This window comes from Pseudomonas sp. Pseusp15, from assembly GCF_059492165.1.
This window is the reverse complement of the sequence record NZ_CP168523.1, coordinates 883,206-901,150: the sequence shown is the minus strand read 5'-3', so window position 1 is coordinate 901,150 and position 17,945 is coordinate 883,206. Positions and strand designations below refer to the sequence as shown.

The following is a 17,945-nucleotide window of genomic DNA, read 5'->3' as shown; positions in this document are numbered from 1 at the left end:
GCTAACAGCACCAAAGCTGACCGAATGGATGATTTTTTTACAGCAGCAAGAAAAGGCGCCACACCAGAGCGCCGACCTTAGAAAAATAACGTGGAACCACCTACTTTTTGGGAGCAACCGAATGAAACGTACGTGCACCAGCCTGATGCTCGCGGGATCCTTGCTGGCCGGGGGCCAGGCCATGGCCGGCGACTTGCTGCAATGGCAGAACAACAGCCTGACCTACCTCTATGGCAAGGACTTCCAGGTCAACCCGCGCATTCAGCAAACCGTCACTTTCGAGCACGCCGATGCATGGAAATACGGCGACAACTTCATGTTCGTCGACAAGATTTTCTACAACGGCAAGGACGACCCCGGCGTCGGTTCGAACACCTACTACGGCGAAATCAGCCCGCGCTTGTCGTTTGGCAAAATCTTCGACCAGAAACTGGAGTTCGGCCCGGTCAAGGACGTGCTGCTGGCCATGACGTACGAGTTCGGTGAAGGCGATACCGAGTCTTACCTGATCGGTCCGGGTTTCGACCTGGCGATTCCTGGTTTCGACTACTTCCAGCTGAACTTCTACCAGCGTCACACCGAAGGCAGCCGCCCGGGTGACAACGTCTGGCAGATCACCCCGGTCTGGTCCTACACCATTCCGGTGGGCGATTCGAACATCCTGATCGATGGCTTCATGGACTGGGTGGTCGACAACGACAAGAACAGCAAAGGCACCTACCACGCCAACCTGCACTTCAACCCGCAGATCAAATACGACTTGGGCAAAGCGCTGAACATTGGCGAGAAGCAGTTGTATGTGGGTGTCGAGTACGACTATTGGTCGGACAAGTACGGGATCAGGGACAGTCAGTACTTCAAGACCGATCAGAGCAACACGAGCTTGCTGGTGAAGTTCCACTTCTGATCGTAAAAGCTTCGCGGGCAAGCCTCGCTCCTACAGGTCTTGTGTCGTTCACCGGTTATGTGAACGACTCAAATCCGTAGAAGCGAGGCTTGCCCGCGAACAGCCACACCGCAAATCTCAAGCCGGAACCGCAGGCTCCACCAACCCCAGAAACCGGCACAGCTCATCGCGCTTGGCCAACGCATCGCGCCGCCCCAGATCAATCAATTCGCTGCAATACCCCGCCTCGAACAGCAGATAACTCAGCACCCCTGCCCCGCTGGTCTTGGTCGCCCCCGGGCCGCGTAAAAACAGGCGCAAGGCTGCCGGCAGTTCCTGGCGATGCCGCGCGGCAATTTCATCGATTGGCTGACTCGGTGAAATCACCAACACATCCACCGGCGCCGCCCCCAATGCACGACTCGAGATGCCGTCGGGCAGCAGATGGCTGAACTGGTTCAGACGCTGCAACAACTCGATGTCACTTTCCAGGCTGTCAATGAACGTACTGTTGAGCAGGTGCCCACCGACTTGCGCCAGGGTCGGCTGCTGACCGGTGTAGGCACGTTGCAGCGGCTGTTGCGGATCGATCCCGCGCGGGTTGCCGCTGACGCCCACTACCAGCACGCGACTGGCGCCCAGGTGCAGGGCCGGGCTGATCGGTGCCGATTGACGCACCGCGCCATCGCCGAAATATTCTTCGCCGATTTTTACCGGTGCGAACAGCAACGGAATCGCGGAACTGGCGAGCAGATGGTCGACAGTCAGTTGGGTCGGCACGCCGACTCGCCGATGGCGCAACCAGGATTCGATGGTGCCGCCGCCCTGATAAAACGTGACGGCCTGGCCGGACTCGTAGCCGAACGCTGTAACCGCTACGGCCCGCAATTGCTTTTGCGCAATCGCTTCGGCAATCCCGGGCATGTGCAGTTTGTGATTAAGCAAGCGGCGCAGCGGCGAACTGTTAAGCAGGGCCACCGGCACCGGCGAGCCAATGCCCATCAGGTTGTGACTGACAAAACGGGCGGCCTGATGAATCACCCCCGGCCAATCGCTGCGTAATACCAGATGGCTGCGAAAACCTTGCCAGAAGGCCGTCAGACGCTCGATCGCACTCCGAAAATCCATCGCCCCACTGGCCAGGCTGACCGCATTGATCGCACCGGCCGAGGTGCCGACGATCACCGGAAACGGATTCGTCGCCCCCATCGGCAGCAGCTCGGCAATCGCTGCCAGCACGCCTACTTGATAGGCCGCACGAGCCCCACCGCCGGAAAGAATCAACCCTGTAACCGGTTCAGCAGGACTCATTGCAACACTCCATGGTGCTTAAAGGGATCGGTGACTCAACCGCGTTTGGCGTACAGTTTCGGCTCGCCCGGTGGGCGGCTCTTGAAGCGGCGATGCGCCCAGAGATATTGCTCCGGACATTCGCGCAACGCACCCTCCACCCATTGGTTGATCCGAATGCAATCGGCCTCTTCCGTCTCGCCGGGAAAGCCTTCGAGCGGGGCATGAATCACCAGTCGATAACCGCTGCCGTCAGCCAGTCGCTCCTGGGTGAACGGCACCACCAGCGCTTTGCCCAAGCGTGCGAATTTGCTGGTGGCGGTGACAGTCGCCGCCTGAATCCCGAACAGCGGCACGAAGATACTTTGCTTGGCGCCATAGTCCTGATCCGGTGCGTACCAGATCGCTCTCCCTGCGCGCAGCAGTTTGAGCATGCCACGCACGTCGTCGCGCTCCACCGCCAGCGAGTCGAGGTTATGCCGCTCGCGGCCTCGGCGCTGGATGAAGTCGAACAGCGGATTCTTGTGTTCGCGGTACATGCCATCGATGGTGTGTTGCTGACCGAGCAACGCTGCGCCGATCTCCAGCGTGGTGAAGTGCACAGCCATCAGAATCACGCCCTTGCCTTGCGCCTGAGCCTGTTTCAAATACTCCAGGCCTTCGACATGGGCCAGTTTCGCCAGACGCTTGCGCGACCACCACCAGCTCATGGCCATCTCGAAGAAGGCGATGCCGGTGGACGCGAAGTTTTCCTTGAGCAGGCGCTTGCGCTCGGCAGCGGATTTTTCAGGGAAACACAGCTCAAGATTGCGCTTGGCAATGCGCCGTCGGTCGCCGGCCACTCGGTACATCAATGCGCCCAGGGCGCGACCGATCGCCAGTAACGCCGGATACGGCAACTGCACAATCAGCCACAACAGCCCCAGGCCACACCACAGCGGCCAGAAACGCGGAGAAAGAAATGCTGTTCGAAATCGCGGGCGTTCCATTAAAGGTTCCGGAAAGTTAATGGCCGCGCATTCTACATCGTTCGACCCGGCTTGCGGCCTGCGGGCGTTCTCGTTATAAGTCTCGGCACTTTTAGTGACAAGCCGTTGTATGCCGACCATGAGCCAAACCGAACCGCTAGACCAAGATCCCGTGTTCCAGTTGAAGGGCAGCATGCTGGCCATTACGGTGCTGGAACTGGCCCGTAACGACCTCGTGAACCTTGATCGGCAACTGGCCGCCAAGGTCGCCCAGGCGCCCAACTTCTTCAGTAATGCGCCGCTGGTACTGGCCCTGGACAAACTCCCGGCCAGCGAAGGCTCGGTCGACCTGCCGGGATTGATGCGCATCTGCCGCCAGCATGGCCTGCGCACCCTGGCGATCCGTGCCAGCCGCATTGAAGACATCGCCGCCGCCATTGCGGTCGATCTGCCAGTGCTGCCGCCGTCCGGCGCGCGGGAACGCCCGCTCGACCCGCTCGAAGGCGTCGTAGCGAAAAAACCCGAAAAACCACCGGAGCCGACCATCAAACCGACAAAAATCATCACGTCGCCAGTACGTGGTGGCCAGCAGATTTATGCCCAGGGCAGCGATCTGGTGGTGATTTCGTCGGTCAGCCCGGGGGCGGAACTTCTCGCCGACGGCAACATCCATGTATACGGCGCGATGCGCGGTCGTGTGCTGGCCGGCGTCAAAGGTGATACGAAAGCCAGGATTTTCTGTCAGCAAATGACCGCTGAACTGGTCTCCATCGCCGGTCACTACAAGGTTTCCGAGGACCTGCGCCGCGATCCATTGTGGGGCGCCGGAGTACAAGTCAGCCTGTCGGGTGACGTGTTGAACATCATTCGGCTTTAACGGATACTGCCGCATTTTCCAAGCATCTCTAAAACGTAGCGAAAACGGCTCAAACGAAGTAGGAAAAAGGCTAAAAGCAGTGTTTACCGGGGGTAGATACCGCTCAAAACCGGATTCCAGCCAAGGCTGTCCGACTGCAGTAGTTTTTCAAGAGATGTTTTTCAGGGGCTAAACGTCCTTTTTCCTTAGGGGTAAAACACCTTGGCCAAGATTCTCGTGGTTACATCCGGCAAGGGTGGTGTGGGTAAGACCACCACCAGCGCCGCTATCGGTACCGGCCTCGCTCTGCGTGGTCACAAAACAGTTATCGTCGACTTCGACGTCGGCTTGCGTAACCTCGACCTGATCATGGGTTGCGAGCGCCGCGTGGTGTATGACTTCGTCAACGTGGTGAACGGCGAAGCCAACCTGCAACAGGCCCTGATCAAAGACAAGCGCCTGGAAAACCTCTACGTGCTAGCCGCCAGTCAGACCCGCGACAAAGACGCGCTGACCCAGGAAGGCGTAGAAAAAGTCCTGATGCAGTTGAAAGAAGACTTCGAATTCGTGGTCTGCGACTCCCCGGCCGGTATCGAGAAAGGTGCCCACCTGGCCATGTACTTCGCTGACGAAGCGATCGTCGTGACCAACCCGGAAGTCTCCTCCGTACGTGACTCGGACCGCATGCTGGGCCTGCTGGCCAGCAAGTCCCGTCGCGCCGAAAACGGCGAAGACCCGATCAAGGAACACCTGTTGCTGACCCGCTACAACCCTACGCGCGTCGTCAACGGCGAAATGCTCGGCGTCGAAGACGTCAAGGAAATCCTCGCGGTGACCCTGCTGGGCGTGATTCCGGAATCGCAAGCCGTCCTCAAAGCCTCCAACCAGGGCGTGCCGGTGATTCTCGACGACCAGAGCGACGCCGGCCAGGCGTACAGCGATGCTGTCGATCGTCTGTTGGGCAAGACCGTGGACCATCGTTTCCTCGATGTCGAGAAGAAGGGATTCTTCGAGCGACTTTTTGGAGGTAGGTAATGAACCTTTTTGACTTCTTTCGTGCCAACAAAAAGCCCAGTACCGCCTCGGTAGCGAAAGAGCGTCTACAGATCATCGTGGCGCATGAACGCGGCCAACGCAGTACGCCGGACTACTTGCCAGCCTTGCAGAAGGAACTGGTGGAAGTGATCCGCAAGTACGTCAATATCGGGTCCGATGACGTGCACGTCGCTCTGGAAAACCAGGGCAGCTGCTCGATTCTGGAACTCAATATCACCCTGCCCGATCGCTGAGTCGATCCGGCGGGAGCCACGGCGGCTCAGGGCCCTTCCATGACTGGAGGGGGCCTGAGTCGCCGTTGGCGTTTGTTACGAGGCTGTTTTAATGCCGTTGTCCAACATCCGCATCATCTATCAGGACGCCGCCGTACTGGTGGTGGATAAACCGACCCTGTTGCTCTCCGTCCCCGGACGGGCCGATGACAACAAGGACTGCCTGATTACGCGCCTGCAAGAAAACGGCTACCCGGAAGCGCGAATTGTCCATCGGCTGGACTGGGAAACCTCCGGCATCATTCTGCTGGCCCGTGACCCGGACACTCATCGCGAGCTGTCTCGGCAATTTCACGACCGCGAAACCGAAAAGGCCTACACCGCCCTGTGCTGGGGACAACCGGAACTGGACAGTGGCAGCATCGACTTGCCCCTGCGCTACGATCCGCCGACCAAGCCACGGCATGTGGTGGACCACGAATTCGGCAAGCACGCCCTGACCTTCTGGCGTGTACTGGAGCGTTGTGGCGACTGGTGCCGCGTCGAGCTGACGCCGATCACCGGCCGTTCTCACCAGTTGCGCGTGCACATGCTCTCCATCGGCCACCCGCTGCTGGGTGACGGGCTCTATGCCCATCCGCAAGCCCTGGCTGCCTGGCCACGCCTGTGCCTGCACGCGAGCATGCTGAGCTTCACTCATCCGCAAAGCGGCGAACGCCTGCGCTTCGAGTGCCCGGCACCGTTCTAACGGTAGTGCCCAGGCTTCGGTGTCGAGGGAGCTGTTGTGGCGAGGAGGCTGTTGTGGCGAGGGAGCTTGCTCCCGCTGGAGTGCGGAGCACTCCCAAAACCAGCGACCGTATTCTGTCGGGCACACCGCGCAAGCAGGATTTGCGGCCGCTGCGCCGCCGAGCGGGAGCAAGCTCCCTCGCCACATTAAATCTCACGCGCCGCCAACATCAGGCCCGCCGCACTTTGCGCTTTCAATACGTTAAACTGGCGCCACTGCTGTCTGGAGCTTCTTATGCGCGAAGAGTTGAACCAAGGCCTGATCGACTTCCTCAAGGCCTCCCCTACCCCGTTCCATGCCACCGCCAGCCTTGTCCAACGCCTGGAAGCGGCCGGTTTTGTGCGCCTCGACGAGCGCGAGCCATGGACCACCGAAGCCAATGGCCGTTACTACGTCACCCGTAACGACTCTTCGATCGTCGCGTTCAAAATGGGCCGTCATTCGCCCCTGCATGGCGGCATTCGCCTGGTTGGCGCGCACACCGACAGCCCGTGCCTGCGGGTCAAACCCCAGCCGGAACTGCAACGCCAGGGCTTCTGGCAATTGGGCGTCGAAGTCTATGGCGGTGCGCTGCTGGCGCCGTGGTTCGACCGCGATCTGTCGTTGGCCGGCCGCGTGACCTTCCGTCGCGATGGCAAGGTCGAGAGCCAGTTGATCGACTTCAAGGCTCCCGTTGCAATCATTCCGAACCTGGCCATTCACCTCAACCGTGAAGCCAACATGGGCTGGGCGATCAATGCCCAGACCGAGCTGCCGCCGATTCTCGCGCAATTCGCCGGTGACGAACGCGTGGACTTCCGCGCCGTGCTCACCGATCAGCTGGCCCGCGAACATGGCCTGAACGCCGACGTGGTGCTCGATTACGAGCTGAGCTTCTACGACACCCAAAGCGCCGCGGTCATTGGCCTGCATGGCGATTTCATCGCGGGCGCCCGCCTGGACAACCTGTTGTCGTGCTACGCCGGCCTGCAAGCATTGCTGACGACCGAAACAGACGAAACCTGCGTGCTGGTCTGCAACGATCACGAAGAAGTCGGTTCCTGCTCGGCCTGTGGCGCCGACGGTCCGATGCTTGAGCAAACCCTGCGTCGCCTGTTGCCCGAAGGGGATGAATTCGTACGGACCATTCAGAAATCCCTGCTGGTCTCGGCCGACAACGCCCACGGCGTACACCCGAACTACGCCGATAAACACGATGCCAACCACGGCCCGAAACTCAACGCCGGCCCGGTAATCAAGGTCAACAGCAACCAGCGCTACGCCACCAACAGCGAAACCGCCGGGTTCTTCCGTCATTTGTGCATGGCCGAAGAAGTACCGGTGCAAAGCTTCGTGGTGCGCAGCGACATGGGCTGCGGCTCGACCATCGGCCCGATCACCGCCAGCCACCTGGGCGTGCGCACCGTGGACATCGGTTTGCCGACGTTCGCCATGCACTCGATCCGCGAGCTGTGCGGTAGCCATGACCTGGCACACCTGGTCAAAGTGCTGAGCGCGTTTTACGCCTGCCGCGAGTTGCCATAACCCTTGTGATTAAAAGGCAACTTTTGTGGCGAGGGAGCTTGCTCCCGCTCGGCTGCGAAGCAGTCGTAACTTGGCAAACTCGGTCTGGCTGATTAGCCGATGTTGCTTTGTTTTGGGGCTGCTTCGCAGCCCAACGGGAGCAAGCTCCCTCGCCACAATGATCTTGCGATCCATTCCTGCCACACATCACCAACGCCCGCCCGAAAGCCGCCTAGACTTGCAGTAACCCCTCCGACAAGGCTGTCACCATGATCTCGATGTCTTCGTTTCACGCCATGCTAATCCCGATTCTTTCCGGGATGATCATGTTGGCCATCGGCTTCAACTTTCGCGACAAGAACGCCGGTGTGTTCGCGATGTGGGTCGGCATGCTGATGATCCTCGCCACCGTGATCTACAAGATCCTCGCCAAACTCAACGAATAAATCCTTACGCCCGGCTCGCATTGATTTTGACGGGCTCGTACACTCGGCCGATTCGCTCATCCGAGGTTGACCGCCTAGTGTTCGCTCGTCTTTTTGCCCTGCACTGTTTGTTCCTTGTCTGCCTGATGACGCTGCTGCCGCTGACGCCTGCCCAGGCGGCCGGCTTGCCGGGGCTGCTCAGCGGCTCGGCGAAAACCCAGCCCGAAGCGCAAGCTCCACTGGGGCAGTCGCTGGACGAAGTCATCAAGTCGCTGGAAAACGATCAGCAACGGACCAAACTGCTGGCGGACCTGAAAAAGCTGCGCGACGTCAGCAAAAAAGCCCAACCGACCACAGAAGAAGGCGTGCTGGGCCTGATCGGCGGCACCCTGGCCAGTTTCGAAAAGCAATTTTCCGGCGCCGACAGCCCCCTCACTCGCTGGTCCGAAGAAGTCAACCTGGCCAAGGATGAACTGGTGGCACTCATGCTGCCGGCCAATGAATGGCTGCCCATCATCTTTGCCTTCGCCATGATCCTGATGGTCTGGAGCTTGCTGGCCGCCGCCCTGATCTGGCTCGGCCACCGGGTGCGCATGCGCTTCGGCCTCACCGAAGAACTGCCGCAACACCCCAAGGCCCTGGACATGCTGCGCTTTGCCTTGCGCAAACTCGGGCCGTGGATGATCGCCCTGGTCATGACGGTATACATGACCTACGCCCTGCCCTCGTCATTGGGCAAAAGCCTGGCCATGGTGCTGGCTTATGCGCTGGTGGTCGGTACCTGTTTCTCGGCGATCTGCGTCATCGCGTTTTCCCTGCTCGATGGCCCGCATCGTCATCGCGCCCTGTACATCCTGCGGCATCAGGCCTTCCGCCCGTTGTGGCTGATCGGCAGTTTCGCCGCCTTCGGTGAAGCCCTGAACGACCCGCGCCTGATCGCCAGCCTCGGTGAACATCTGGCCCATACGGCGGCGACGTTCGCCAATGTACTGGCGGCGATCTTCACAGGTTTTTTCATTCTGCGTTTCCGCAGGCCTATCGCGCACCTGATCCGCAACCAGCCGCTGTCTCGGCGCCTGACCCGCCGCGCCTTGAGCGACACGATCGAAATCCTCGGGACGTTCTGGTATCTGCCGGCGCTGGTGCTGGTGGGCATCTCACTGTTCGCCACCTTCGTCTCTGCCGGCGACACCAGCACCGCGCTGCGTCAGTCGCTGATCTGCACCGTGCTGCTGGTGTTGTGCATGGTCATCAACGGGCTGGTGCGCCGTCATGCACTCAAGCCACAACGCGGCCCCAAGCGCCATGCGCTGTATTCGGATCGCCTGAAAAGCTTCTTCTACACCCTCGCCCATCTGCTGGTATGGCTGGCGTTCATCGAACTCGGCCTGCGGGTCTGGGGCATGTCGCTGATTCGCTTCACCGAAGGCGAAGGCCATGAAGTCAGCGTCAAGCTGTTCAGCCTCGGCGGCACGCTGATTTTTGCCTGGCTGATCTGGATCCTCAGCGACACCGCCGTGCATCACGCCCTCACCCGCTCACGCAAAGGCCTGGCCAACGCCCGCGCGCAGACGATGATGCCGCTGATCCGCAACGTGCTGTTCGTGGCGATTTTCATCATTGCGCTGATCGTCGCCCTGGCGAACATGGGCATGAACGTCACGCCGCTGCTGGCCGGTGCCGGTGTCATCGGCCTGGCCATCGGTTTCGGCGCGCAATCGCTGGTGGCCGACTTGATCACCGGGCTGTTCATCATCATCGAAGACTCCCTGGCCATCGACGACTACGTGGACGTCGGCGGCCACCTGGGCACGGTCGAAGGCCTGACCATCCGCACCGTGCGCCTGCGGGACATCGACGGCATCGTCCACACTATTCCGTTCAGCGAAATCAAAAGCATCAAGAACTACTCCCGGGAGTTCGGCTACGCGATCTTCCGGGTGGCGGTGCCCTCAAACATGGACATCGACGAGGCGATCAAGCTGATGCGCGACGTCGGCCAGAAAATGCGCACCGACCCGCTGCAACGGCGCAACATCTGGTCGCCGCTGGAGATCCAGGGGGTCGAAAGTTTCGAGTCAGGCAATGCGATTCTGCGCGCGCGCTTCAAGACCGCGCCGATCAAGCAGTGGGAAGTGTCCCGGGCATTCAATTTATCGCTGAAGCGGCATCTGGATGAGGCCGGGCTGGATCTGGCGACACCGCGCATGAGCATTCAGGTGATCACCCCCGGTGGCGAACAATCTGCGTAGATGGGGTTCAAACCACATCCACCCCGACATGAATCGCATCATGGCGCCAAAACTCCAGGTCACAATCGATCAGCCGCTGATGCTGATCGTAGTTGACCCGGGCAATCCGCAACCCCGGGCTGCCCACCGACACCCGTAAAGCCGCCGCGGCGTCCACCGACAACGCGGTCGGCACGATCTCGAAGCGCACCCGCCCGTAGTGCAAGTCGTAATGCCGCGCATACAGTTCGGTCATCGACTGATTCAGATCGAAATCCAGGATCCCCGGAAAATATTGCGGGTTCAGGTAGTGCTCCACATACAGCACCAATCGCCCGTCAATCCGTCGCGAGCGGCAGATCTGGATCACGCTCGACAGCGCCGGCAACTGCAGCCAGGCACACACCGCCGCTGACGCCGGTTGCAAACGCGCGGAAATCACCTCGGTGGACGGCACCCGCCCCTGGGCGCTGACCATCGCGTGAAAGTGGCTGCGTTGCATCAGGTTATAAGCCAGCCGTGGTGGCGACACGAACCAGCCACGCCGCTCCTCGCGATAAATCTGGCCCTGGGCCTCCAACTGCAACAACGCCTCACGCACGGTAATCCGCGTGGTACCGAACAACTCACTGAGCTTGCGCTCGGCCGGCAACTTGCTCCCAGGCGCCAACAGCCCGTGGTCGAGCTGTTCTTGCAGAACCTGCCCGATCGCTGTCACCGCTTTGGTTGTCTCGATGCGCATCAACGTTACCTATCTGGACTAGACCAGCACTGATTCAGGGCAGAACCGCGATCGAAACCGGGCTCCATCAATTGCCTGCAAGCCTAGGCACTGCAGATGACTGACAGATGACAAAGCCGCCGAACGGTTGCTTCAGACACCTGCAATTTCATGGCCAAGTCCCTTTCATATCAGCCCTTTAGCCATGGTCTACGCTTATCTCGCACCCCGCGTATCCGAGCGCAGGAAATTCAGGCCGACCGGTCGTCGACATCAAAATGTCATCCAGGACGCCTAAATTGGCTCAGGTATTGCTGACCTAGACCAACACAACCGCAATCGCAGCGTTGAAAACGCCCAAAGGAGCTTCGGATGAAACAGTTTTTCCTGGCATCACTGTTAGGCTCGACCATTGCCCTGTGCACTGCCGCCATGGCGGCGGATACCGATCTGAAAACACTCGAAGCCGCTGCGAAAGCGGAAGGCGCCGTCAACAGCGTCGGCATGCCCGATGACTGGGCCAACTGGAAAGGCACCTGGGAAGACCTGGCCAAGAAATACGGCCTGAAACACATCGACACCGACATGAGCTCGGCCCAGGAAATCGCCAAGTTCGCCGCCGAAAAAGACAACGCCACCGCCGACATCGGCGACGTCGGTGCCGCCTTCGGCCCGATCGCGGTCAAGCAGGGCGTGGTGCAACCTTACAAGCCGAGTACTTGGGCACAGGTTCCGGACTGGGCCAAGGACAAGGACGGTAACTGGGCACTGGCCTACACCGGCTCCATCGCGTTCATCATCAATAAAAAGCTGCTGCACGGTTCCGAAGCACCGACCAAATGGGCCGACCTCAAGAGCGGCAAGTACAAAGTCTCCATCGGTGACGTAAGCACCGCAGCCCAGGCTGCCAACGGCGTACTGGCCGCCGCCCTCGCCAATGGCGGTGACGAGAAAAACATTCAGCCGGCCCTGTTGCTGTTCGCAGACATCGCCAAGCAAGGCCGCCTGTCCATGGCCAACCCGACGATCGCCACCATGGAAAAGGGTGAAATCGAAGTCGGCGTGGTCTGGGACTTCAACGGCCTGAGCTACAAGGCCAAGATGGCCAATCCGGATGACTACACCGTGCTGATTCCATCCGATGGCTCGGTGATTTCCGGCTACACCACCATCATCAACAAATACGCCAAGCACCCGAACGCCGCCAAACTGGCCCGCGAATACATCTTCAGCGACGCTGGCCAGATCAACCTGGCAAAAGGCAACGCCCGTCCAATTCGCGCCGAGCATTTGACTCTGCCGGAAGAGGTCAAGGCCAAGCTGCTGCCTAACGAGCAGTACAAAAAGGTCACGCCGATCAAAGACGCCGACGCGTGGGAAAAGACCTCCAAGTCGCTGCCGCAGAAGTGGCAGGAAGAAGTCATCATCAATATGCCGTAAACCTGTAGATCCCCATTTGGATATCTGATGGAGATCCAAATGGGGGAGCGGGCCTGTGGCGAGGGGGCTTGCCCCCGTTCGAGTGCGCAGCGCTCGTAGATACTGGGTCCGCTGCGCGGCCCAACGGGGCGATGCGGCGGTCCGACAAGCCCCCTCGCCACAAGCCCGCTCCCACAAGGGATTGGTTGCGTACTTGAATCATCTGTTTTTGCGGAGTCCCACCCCCCATGAAGCACAACGTCATCCTTGTCGTGCTCGACGGCCTCAATTACGAAGTCGCGCGCCACGCCATGGGGCATCTGCAGGCTTACGTTGGCGCAGGACGCGCGGCGCTCTACAAACTGGAATGTGCACTGCCGGCTCTGTCCCGACCGCTTTACGAATGCATCCTGACCGGCGTTGCGCCGATCGACAGCGGCATCGTTCACAACAACGTCTCACGCCTGTCCAACCAGCGCAGCATCTACCATTACGCCACCGACGCCGGCCTGAAAACCGCCGCCGCGGCCTATCACTGGGTCAGCGAGTTGTATAACCGTTCGCCGTTCGTGGCTGCCCGGGACCGTCACACCGACGACCCGAAACTGCCGATCCAGCACGGTCACTTCTACTGGAACGACCACTACCCGGATTCGCACCTGTTCGCCGACGCGGAAAACCTGCGCCTGCGCCACGCGCCGAACTTTCTGTTGGTCCACCCCATGAACATCGACGACGCTGGGCACAAGCACGGCCTCGACACCCCGCAATACCGCAACAGCGCCCGCTCGGCGGACGTCATCCTCGCCGACTACCTGCAAGGCTGGCTCGACGCCGGATACCAAGTGCTGGTGACTGCCGACCACGGCATGAACAACGACCGCTCGCACAACGGCCTGCTGCCTGAAGAACGCGAAGTGCCGCTGTTCGTCCTCGGCGACGCCTTCAGCTTCAACCAAGGCGCTGCACCGAAACAAACCGAACTGTGCGGCACCGTCTGCGAACTGCTGGGCGTGCCCCACGACAAACCTGTGTGCCGGGAGCTGCTCAAGTGAATGCCATGACCCGCGGTAAATGGCTGGCCGCTCTGTGCCTGGTGCCCTTCGCGATTTTCTTCTTCGTGTTCGAGATCGCCCCGCTGCTCTGGGTGATGATCAACAGCCTGCAATCGGAAGAGTTCGGTTGGGGCCTGGCCAACTTCAGCAAAATCTTCAACTCGAAGTTCTATTTGCAGGCGATCCAGTACAGCCTCGAGATCAGTTTCTGGTCCAGCGTATTCGGCATCGTCATTGCCGTGCTCGGCGCCTACTCCCTGCGCCGGGTCGACTCGAAACTGCGCAACTTCGTGAATGCCTTCGCCAACATGACCAGCAACTTCGCCGGTGTGCCCCTGGCCTTCGCGTTCATCATCTTGCTGGGGTTCAACGGCACCTTCACCATCATGCTGAAACAGGCCGGAATCATTCAGGATTTCAACCTGTACTCGAAAACCGGGCTGATCATTCTCTACACCTACTTCCAGATTCCCCTGGGCGTGCTGTTGCTCTACCCGGCCTTCGATGCCCTGCGCGAAGACTGGCGTGAGTCCGCCGCCTTGCTCGGGGCCAACGGCTGGCAATTCTGGCGACACATCGGTCTGCCGGTGCTGACCCCGGCACTGCTGGGCACATTCGTGATTCTGCTGGCCAACGCCCTTGGCGCCTACGCCACGGTCTACGCGCTGACCACCGGCAACTTCAACGTGTTGCCGATCCGTATCGCGGCGATGGTGTCCGGCGACATTTCCCTCGACCCGAACCTCGCCAGCGCCTTGGCCGTGGTGCTGGTGGCGTTGATGACCCTGGTGACCATCGTGCATCAGCTGCTGTTGAAGAGGAGCTACCATGTCTCGCGCTGAACTGGGGCCCGTCGGTGTCTACCACCGGGTCATCGTGTATTTGCTGTTTGCCATTCTGTTATTGCCGCTGCTCGGAACCTTGATCTACTCGATCGCCAGCAGTTGGTCGGCGACGATTATGCCCAGCGGCTTTACCTTCAAGTGGTACATCCAGCTGTGGAGCGATCCACGCTTTCTCGACGCATTCGGTCAGTCGTTGCTGGTTTGTATCGGCTCGCTGATTCTGTCGGTGGTGCTGATTCTGCCGCTGCTGTTCGTGGTGCATTACCACTTCCCGAAGCTCGACGCGCTGATGAACATCCTGATCCTGCTGCCCTTCGCGGTGCCGCCGGTGGTGTCGTCGGTGGGGCTGTTGCAGCTCTACGGTTCGGGGCCGTTCGCGATGGTGGGTACGCCGTGGATTCTGATCGGTTGCTACTTCACCGTGGCGCTGCCGTTCATGTACCGGGCGATCACCAACAACCTGCAAGCGATCAACCTGCGCGACCTGATGGACGCCGCGCAACTGCTCGGCGCCAGCACTTGGCAAGCAGCCTTCCTGGTGGTGTTGCCGAACCTGCGCAAGGGGCTGATGGTCGCGTTGCTGCTGTCCTTCTCGTTCCTGTTCGGTGAGTTCGTGTTCGCCAACATCCTCGTCGGCACCCGCTACGAAACCCTGCAGGTCTACCTCAACAACATGCGCAACAGCAGCGGCCACTTCACCAGTGCGCTGGTGATTTCCTACTTCTTCTTTGTGCTGGTTCTGACCTGGGTGGCCAATATCTTGAACAAGGACAAAAGCGAATGAGCTATGTAAGCGTCCAACATCTTCAGAAAGATTACTCAGGCACCACCGTCTTCAGCGACATCAACTGCGAAATCAGGAAAGGCGAATTCGTCACCCTGCTCGGCCCGTCCGGTTGCGGCAAGTCCACGCTGCTGCGTTGCATCGCCGGCCTGACCTCGGTGGACGGTGGCCAGATTCTGCTGGAAGGTCACGACCTCGTCCCACTGAGCCCGCAGAAACGCGGAATCGGCATGGTGTTCCAAAGTTATGCGCTGTTCCCGAACATGACCGTGGAGCAGAACGTCGCCTTCGGTTTGCGCATGCAGAAGGTCAACGCCGACGACAGCCAAAAACGCGTCGCCGAAGTGCTGAGACTGGTAGAACTCAATGACTTCGCCGCCCGCTACCCGCATCAGCTGTCCGGTGGCCAGTGCCAGCGTGTCGCTCTCGCTCGTTCGTTGGTGACCCGGCCTCGGCTGTTGTTGCTGGATGAGCCGCTGTCGGCGCTCGATGCTCGGATTCGCAAGCACTTGCGCGAACAGATCCGTCAGATCCAGCGCGAACTCGGCCTGACCACGATCTTCGTCACGCACGATCAGGAAGAAGCCCTGACCATGTCTGACCGAATCTTCCTGATGAATCAGGGAAAGATCGTACAGAGTGGCGATGCCGAAACCCTCTACACCGCGCCCGTCGACGTGTTCGCCGCAGGCTTCATCGGCAACTACAACCTGCTGGACGCCGACAGCGCCAGCAAACTGCTGCAGCGGCCGATCACCCACCGCATCGCGATTCGCCCGGAGGCCATTGAGCTAAGCCTGAACGGCGAACTCGACGCGCAGGTGCGCAGCCACAGCCTGTTGGGCAACGTGATTCGCTATCGGGTGGAAGCTCGGGGGGTGGAATTGGTGGTGGATGTGCTGAACCGCTCGGCGTCCGATCTGCATCCCGATGGTCAGCGCCTGGCACTTTCCATCGATCCGACAGCCCTGTGTGAGGTAGCCTGATGACCTTGCTGATGTTGAAGAGAGAACCGTACTGATGGCCCTGGCAATTTTTGATCTGGACGAAACCCTGATCCACGGCGACTGCGCCTCGCTATGGAGCGAACAGATGGCCCGCCTCGGCTGGGTCGATGGCGAATCCTTCCTGCGTCGTGACAAGGAATTGATGGATGCCTACGGCAGGGGCCACTTGGCGATGGAAGACTACATGGCCTTCAGCCTGGAGCCGTTGATCGGTCGCACGCCGCAAGAGCTCGAACACTTGGTAGCGCCCTGGGTGGAAGACTTTATCGAGCCGATCATCTTCAGCGACGCCACCAAAGCCATCGCCGCCCACCGCAAGGCCGGCGACCGGATTCTGGTGATCTCGGCCTCGGGTACGCATTTGGTCAAGCCGATTGCCGACCGTCTGGGCATCGACGAGATTCTCGGCATCGAGCTGGAAGTGGCGCACGGGGTGTACAGCGGCAACACGGTGGGCACCCTGACCTACCGCGAAGGCAAGATCACCCGCTTGCTGGAATGGCTGGACGCCGAAGAGGAAAACCTTGAAGGCGCGAGTTTCTACTCGGACTCACGCAACGATTTGCCGCTGCTGCTGAAGGTGGATTTCCCGCATGTGGTGAATCCGGATCCAGTGTTGCTCGAACACGCCGAAAAAGCCGGCTGGCCGATCCATATCTGGAAGTAATCCGGGTCCCCTGTGGCGAGGGAGCTTGCTCCCGCTGGGCCGCGAAGCGGCCCTGAAATCAGTCACTGTGGCTAGCCAGGTAAAACCGGTTTTCAGGTTTTGCGGCTGCTTCGCAACCGAGCGGGAGCAAGCTCCCTCGCCACAAAGGCACTCACAGGTTCATGTTGTCAGCTCAGGCTGTCGTCAATCACCAGCACCAGCTTGCCCGACACCTGATTGGTCGCCAGCTCCGCAAACGCCGCTTCGGCGTCCTCGATCGCAAACGTCCTGGCCAGTTGCGGGCTCAAACGCCCTTCGGCAAACAGCGGCCAGACGTGCTGGCTGAGATCGCTGAACAAATCGGCCTTGAACTGCTCGTCTCGATTGCGCAGGGTCGAACCCAGCAGTTGCACGCGCTTGGCCAGCACCTGCGCCAGATCCAGCTGCGCTTCACGACCGCCCATCAAACCGATCAACACCCAACGGCCATCGCGAGCCAGCAACTTGAGGTTCAGCGCCGCATAGTTGCCACCCACCGGATCCAGGATCACATCGAACGGCCCCAGATCGTTCAGGCGGTCCAGATCCTTATTGCGCACCACTCCACCCTGGGCACCCAGCGCTTCACAGTAGGCCAGACGATCCTCGGAGCCGACGCTGACCCAGCACGGGTTGCCGAATGCCTTGCACAGCTGAATGGCAGCTGAACCGATTCCACTTGCTCCGGCATGCAGAAGAACTTTCTCACCCGGTTTGAGCGAAGCCAATTGAAACAAATTCAGCCAAACGGTCGCATACACTTCCGGCAACGCCGCGGCCTCGGCCAGGGACAAACCTTCGGGAACCGGCAACACATGCCGTCCGTCGACAACTACCTCTTCGGCCATCCCACCCCCGGCCAGCAAGGCGCAAACCCGATCTCCGACCTGCCAGGACGAGCCCGGGCCGACCTCGCTGATCACCCCCGAACACTCAAGACCCAGTGCTTGACTGGCTCCCGGCGGCGGCGGATACAGGCCCGCTTTCTGCAACAAATCGGCTCGATTGAGTCCCGCTGCCGCCACTCGGATACGAACTTGTCCTACATCGCACGTAGGACTCGGCTCCTCAACCCACTCCACTCGCCCCTCAACGCCTTGCAATGCTTTCACAGTGCCTCCATAGTGAGTCTGGACTGAGCCCGAAGCTATAGCGCCGGGCTTTCTTGCATTATGCGACCGGCCCTTGTGGGAACCGGCGACTTCAAAGACGGCC

General features: G+C 60.2%; 18 protein-coding genes. 14 read left to right on the top strand and 4 right to left on the bottom strand.

The window, feature by feature from the left end; translation table 11 throughout:
* Window positions 1-121: 121 nt before the first annotated feature.
* On the top strand, window positions 122-907 hold the full coding sequence (locus ACEN8R_RS04260; protein ID WP_018925184.1) for an outer membrane protein OmpK: 786 nt from the start codon (window positions 122-124) through the stop codon (window positions 905-907).
* A gap of 117 nt (window positions 908-1,024) precedes the next feature.
* Here ACEN8R_RS04260 and ACEN8R_RS04255 read toward each other — a convergent pair whose 3' ends face one another.
* A complete protein-coding gene (locus tag ACEN8R_RS04255) occupies window positions 1,025-2,197 on the bottom strand; it encodes a patatin-like phospholipase family protein (protein ID WP_111454643.1) in 1,173 nt (390 codons plus the stop codon).
* A gap of 35 nt (window positions 2,198-2,232) precedes the next feature.
* A complete protein-coding gene (locus ACEN8R_RS04250; protein ID WP_064619271.1) occupies window positions 2,233-3,165 on the bottom strand; it encodes a lipid A biosynthesis lauroyl acyltransferase in 933 nt (310 codons plus the stop codon).
* Between the two features lie 118 nt (window positions 3,166-3,283).
* On the opposite strand from ACEN8R_RS04250, the gene minC reads away from it, so the two are divergent.
* From minC to ACEN8R_RS04215, 7 genes are all read left to right on the top strand, one after another.
* The gene (minC, locus tag ACEN8R_RS04245; protein ID WP_026286338.1) at window positions 3,284-4,021 is read left to right on the top strand and encodes a septum site-determining protein MinC; all 738 of its coding nucleotides are present in this window, start codon (window positions 3,284-3,286) and stop codon (window positions 4,019-4,021) included.
* Window positions 4,022-4,222: 201 nt separating this feature from the next.
* A complete protein-coding gene (gene minD, locus ACEN8R_RS04240) occupies window positions 4,223-5,035 on the top strand; it encodes a septum site-determining protein MinD (RefSeq protein WP_007940844.1) in 813 nt (270 codons plus the stop codon).
* A complete protein-coding gene (minE, locus tag ACEN8R_RS04235; protein ID WP_007940845.1) occupies window positions 5,035-5,289 on the top strand; it encodes a cell division topological specificity factor MinE in 255 nt (84 codons plus the stop codon). Before minD ends, minE begins: the two co-directional genes overlap by 1 nt.
* Before the next feature lie 91 nt (window positions 5,290-5,380).
* Window positions 5,381-6,016, top strand: a complete 636-nt coding sequence (locus ACEN8R_RS04230) for an RluA family pseudouridine synthase (protein ID WP_018925180.1) — start codon at window positions 5,381-5,383, stop codon at window positions 6,014-6,016.
* A gap of 273 nt (window positions 6,017-6,289) precedes the next feature.
* On the top strand, window positions 6,290-7,579 hold the full coding sequence (locus ACEN8R_RS04225) for a M18 family aminopeptidase (RefSeq protein ID WP_018925179.1): 1,290 nt from the start codon (window positions 6,290-6,292) through the stop codon (window positions 7,577-7,579).
* Between the two features lie 248 nt (window positions 7,580-7,827).
* The gene (locus ACEN8R_RS04220) at window positions 7,828-8,004 is read left to right on the top strand and encodes a hypothetical protein (RefSeq protein ID WP_008005668.1); all 177 of its coding nucleotides are present in this window, start codon (window positions 7,828-7,830) and stop codon (window positions 8,002-8,004) included.
* A 77-nt stretch (window positions 8,005-8,081) separates the two neighbouring features.
* A complete protein-coding gene (locus tag ACEN8R_RS04215; protein WP_018925178.1) occupies window positions 8,082-10,235 on the top strand; it encodes a mechanosensitive ion channel family protein in 2,154 nt (717 codons plus the stop codon).
* Window positions 10,236-10,242: 7 nt separating this feature from the next.
* Here ACEN8R_RS04215 and ACEN8R_RS04210 read toward each other — a convergent pair whose 3' ends face one another.
* The gene (locus tag ACEN8R_RS04210; RefSeq protein WP_007940851.1) at window positions 10,243-10,956 is read right to left on the bottom strand and encodes a UTRA domain-containing protein; all 714 of its coding nucleotides are present in this window, start codon (window positions 10,954-10,956) and stop codon (window positions 10,243-10,245) included.
* Window positions 10,957-11,307: 351 nt separating this feature from the next.
* Between ACEN8R_RS04210 and ACEN8R_RS04205 the strand changes: the two genes are divergently transcribed.
* The 6 genes from ACEN8R_RS04205 to ACEN8R_RS04180 all read left to right on the top strand — a co-directional run bounded on the left by ACEN8R_RS04205 (window position 11,308) and on the right by ACEN8R_RS04180 (window position 16,712).
* Entirely contained in the window at window positions 11,308-12,375 is a 1,068-nt protein-coding gene (locus ACEN8R_RS04205; protein WP_018925177.1) for an ABC transporter substrate-binding protein, read from the top strand.
* A gap of 227 nt (window positions 12,376-12,602) precedes the next feature.
* On the top strand, window positions 12,603-13,409 hold the full coding sequence (locus tag ACEN8R_RS04200; protein ID WP_018925176.1) for an alkaline phosphatase family protein: 807 nt from the start codon (window positions 12,603-12,605) through the stop codon (window positions 13,407-13,409).
* Between the two features lie 5 nt (window positions 13,410-13,414).
* Window positions 13,415-14,251 carry an ABC transporter permease gene (locus ACEN8R_RS04195; protein WP_167331172.1) on the top strand — a complete coding sequence of 279 codons (837 nt, stop codon included), beginning with the start codon at window positions 13,415-13,417 and terminating at the stop codon, window positions 14,249-14,251.
* Window positions 14,238-15,038, top strand: a complete 801-nt coding sequence (locus ACEN8R_RS04190) for an ABC transporter permease (protein ID WP_018925174.1) — start codon at window positions 14,238-14,240, stop codon at window positions 15,036-15,038. Before ACEN8R_RS04195 ends, ACEN8R_RS04190 begins: the two co-directional genes overlap by 14 nt.
* A complete protein-coding gene (locus tag ACEN8R_RS04185; RefSeq protein WP_007936172.1) occupies window positions 15,035-16,024 on the top strand; it encodes an ABC transporter ATP-binding protein in 990 nt (329 codons plus the stop codon). The genes ACEN8R_RS04190 and ACEN8R_RS04185 overlap by 4 nt, the downstream gene beginning before the upstream one ends.
* A gap of 34 nt (window positions 16,025-16,058) precedes the next feature.
* On the top strand, window positions 16,059-16,712 hold the full coding sequence (locus ACEN8R_RS04180) for an HAD family hydrolase (protein ID WP_018925173.1): 654 nt from the start codon (window positions 16,059-16,061) through the stop codon (window positions 16,710-16,712).
* 167 nt (window positions 16,713-16,879) lie between these two features.
* On the opposite strand, the gene ACEN8R_RS04175 is transcribed toward ACEN8R_RS04180, so the two are convergent.
* A complete protein-coding gene (locus tag ACEN8R_RS04175) occupies window positions 16,880-17,842 on the bottom strand; it encodes a zinc-binding dehydrogenase (RefSeq protein ID WP_026286337.1) in 963 nt (320 codons plus the stop codon).
* Between the last annotated feature and the right edge of the window lie 103 nt (window positions 17,843-17,945).

What these genes read in the sequence shown, in the direction of transcription:
- ACEN8R_RS04260 (WP_018925184.1), top strand. Translation starts at nt 122, where the DNA reads ATGAAACGTACGTGCACCAGCCTGATGCTCGCGGGATCCTTGCTGGCC.
- ACEN8R_RS04255 (WP_111454643.1), bottom strand. Translation starts at nt 2,197, where the DNA reads ATGAGTCCTGCTGAACCGGTTACAGGGTTGATTCTTTCCGGCGGTGGG.
- ACEN8R_RS04250 (WP_064619271.1), bottom strand. Translation starts at nt 3,165, where the DNA reads ATGGAACGCCCGCGATTTCGAACAGCATTTCTTTCTCCGCGTTTCTGG.
- minC (WP_026286338.1), top strand. Translation starts at nt 3,284, where the DNA reads ATGAGCCAAACCGAACCGCTAGACCAAGATCCCGTGTTCCAGTTGAAG.
- minE (WP_007940845.1), top strand. Translation starts at nt 5,035, where the DNA reads ATGAACCTTTTTGACTTCTTTCGTGCCAACAAAAAGCCCAGTACCGCC.
- ACEN8R_RS04230 (WP_018925180.1), top strand. Translation starts at nt 5,381, where the DNA reads ATGCCGTTGTCCAACATCCGCATCATCTATCAGGACGCCGCCGTACTG.
- ACEN8R_RS04225 (WP_018925179.1), top strand. Translation starts at nt 6,290, where the DNA reads ATGCGCGAAGAGTTGAACCAAGGCCTGATCGACTTCCTCAAGGCCTCC.
- ACEN8R_RS04220 (WP_008005668.1), top strand. Translation starts at nt 7,828, where the DNA reads ATGATCTCGATGTCTTCGTTTCACGCCATGCTAATCCCGATTCTTTCC.
- ACEN8R_RS04210 (WP_007940851.1), bottom strand. Translation starts at nt 10,956, where the DNA reads ATGCGCATCGAGACAACCAAAGCGGTGACAGCGATCGGGCAGGTTCTG.
- ACEN8R_RS04205 (WP_018925177.1), top strand. Translation starts at nt 11,308, where the DNA reads ATGAAACAGTTTTTCCTGGCATCACTGTTAGGCTCGACCATTGCCCTG.
- ACEN8R_RS04200 (WP_018925176.1), top strand. Translation starts at nt 12,603, where the DNA reads ATGAAGCACAACGTCATCCTTGTCGTGCTCGACGGCCTCAATTACGAA.
- ACEN8R_RS04195 (WP_167331172.1), top strand. Translation starts at nt 13,415, where the DNA reads ATGACCCGCGGTAAATGGCTGGCCGCTCTGTGCCTGGTGCCCTTCGCG.
- ACEN8R_RS04190 (WP_018925174.1), top strand. Translation starts at nt 14,238, where the DNA reads ATGTCTCGCGCTGAACTGGGGCCCGTCGGTGTCTACCACCGGGTCATC.
- ACEN8R_RS04185 (WP_007936172.1), top strand. Translation starts at nt 15,035, where the DNA reads ATGAGCTATGTAAGCGTCCAACATCTTCAGAAAGATTACTCAGGCACC.
- ACEN8R_RS04180 (WP_018925173.1), top strand. Translation starts at nt 16,059, where the DNA reads ATGGCCCTGGCAATTTTTGATCTGGACGAAACCCTGATCCACGGCGAC.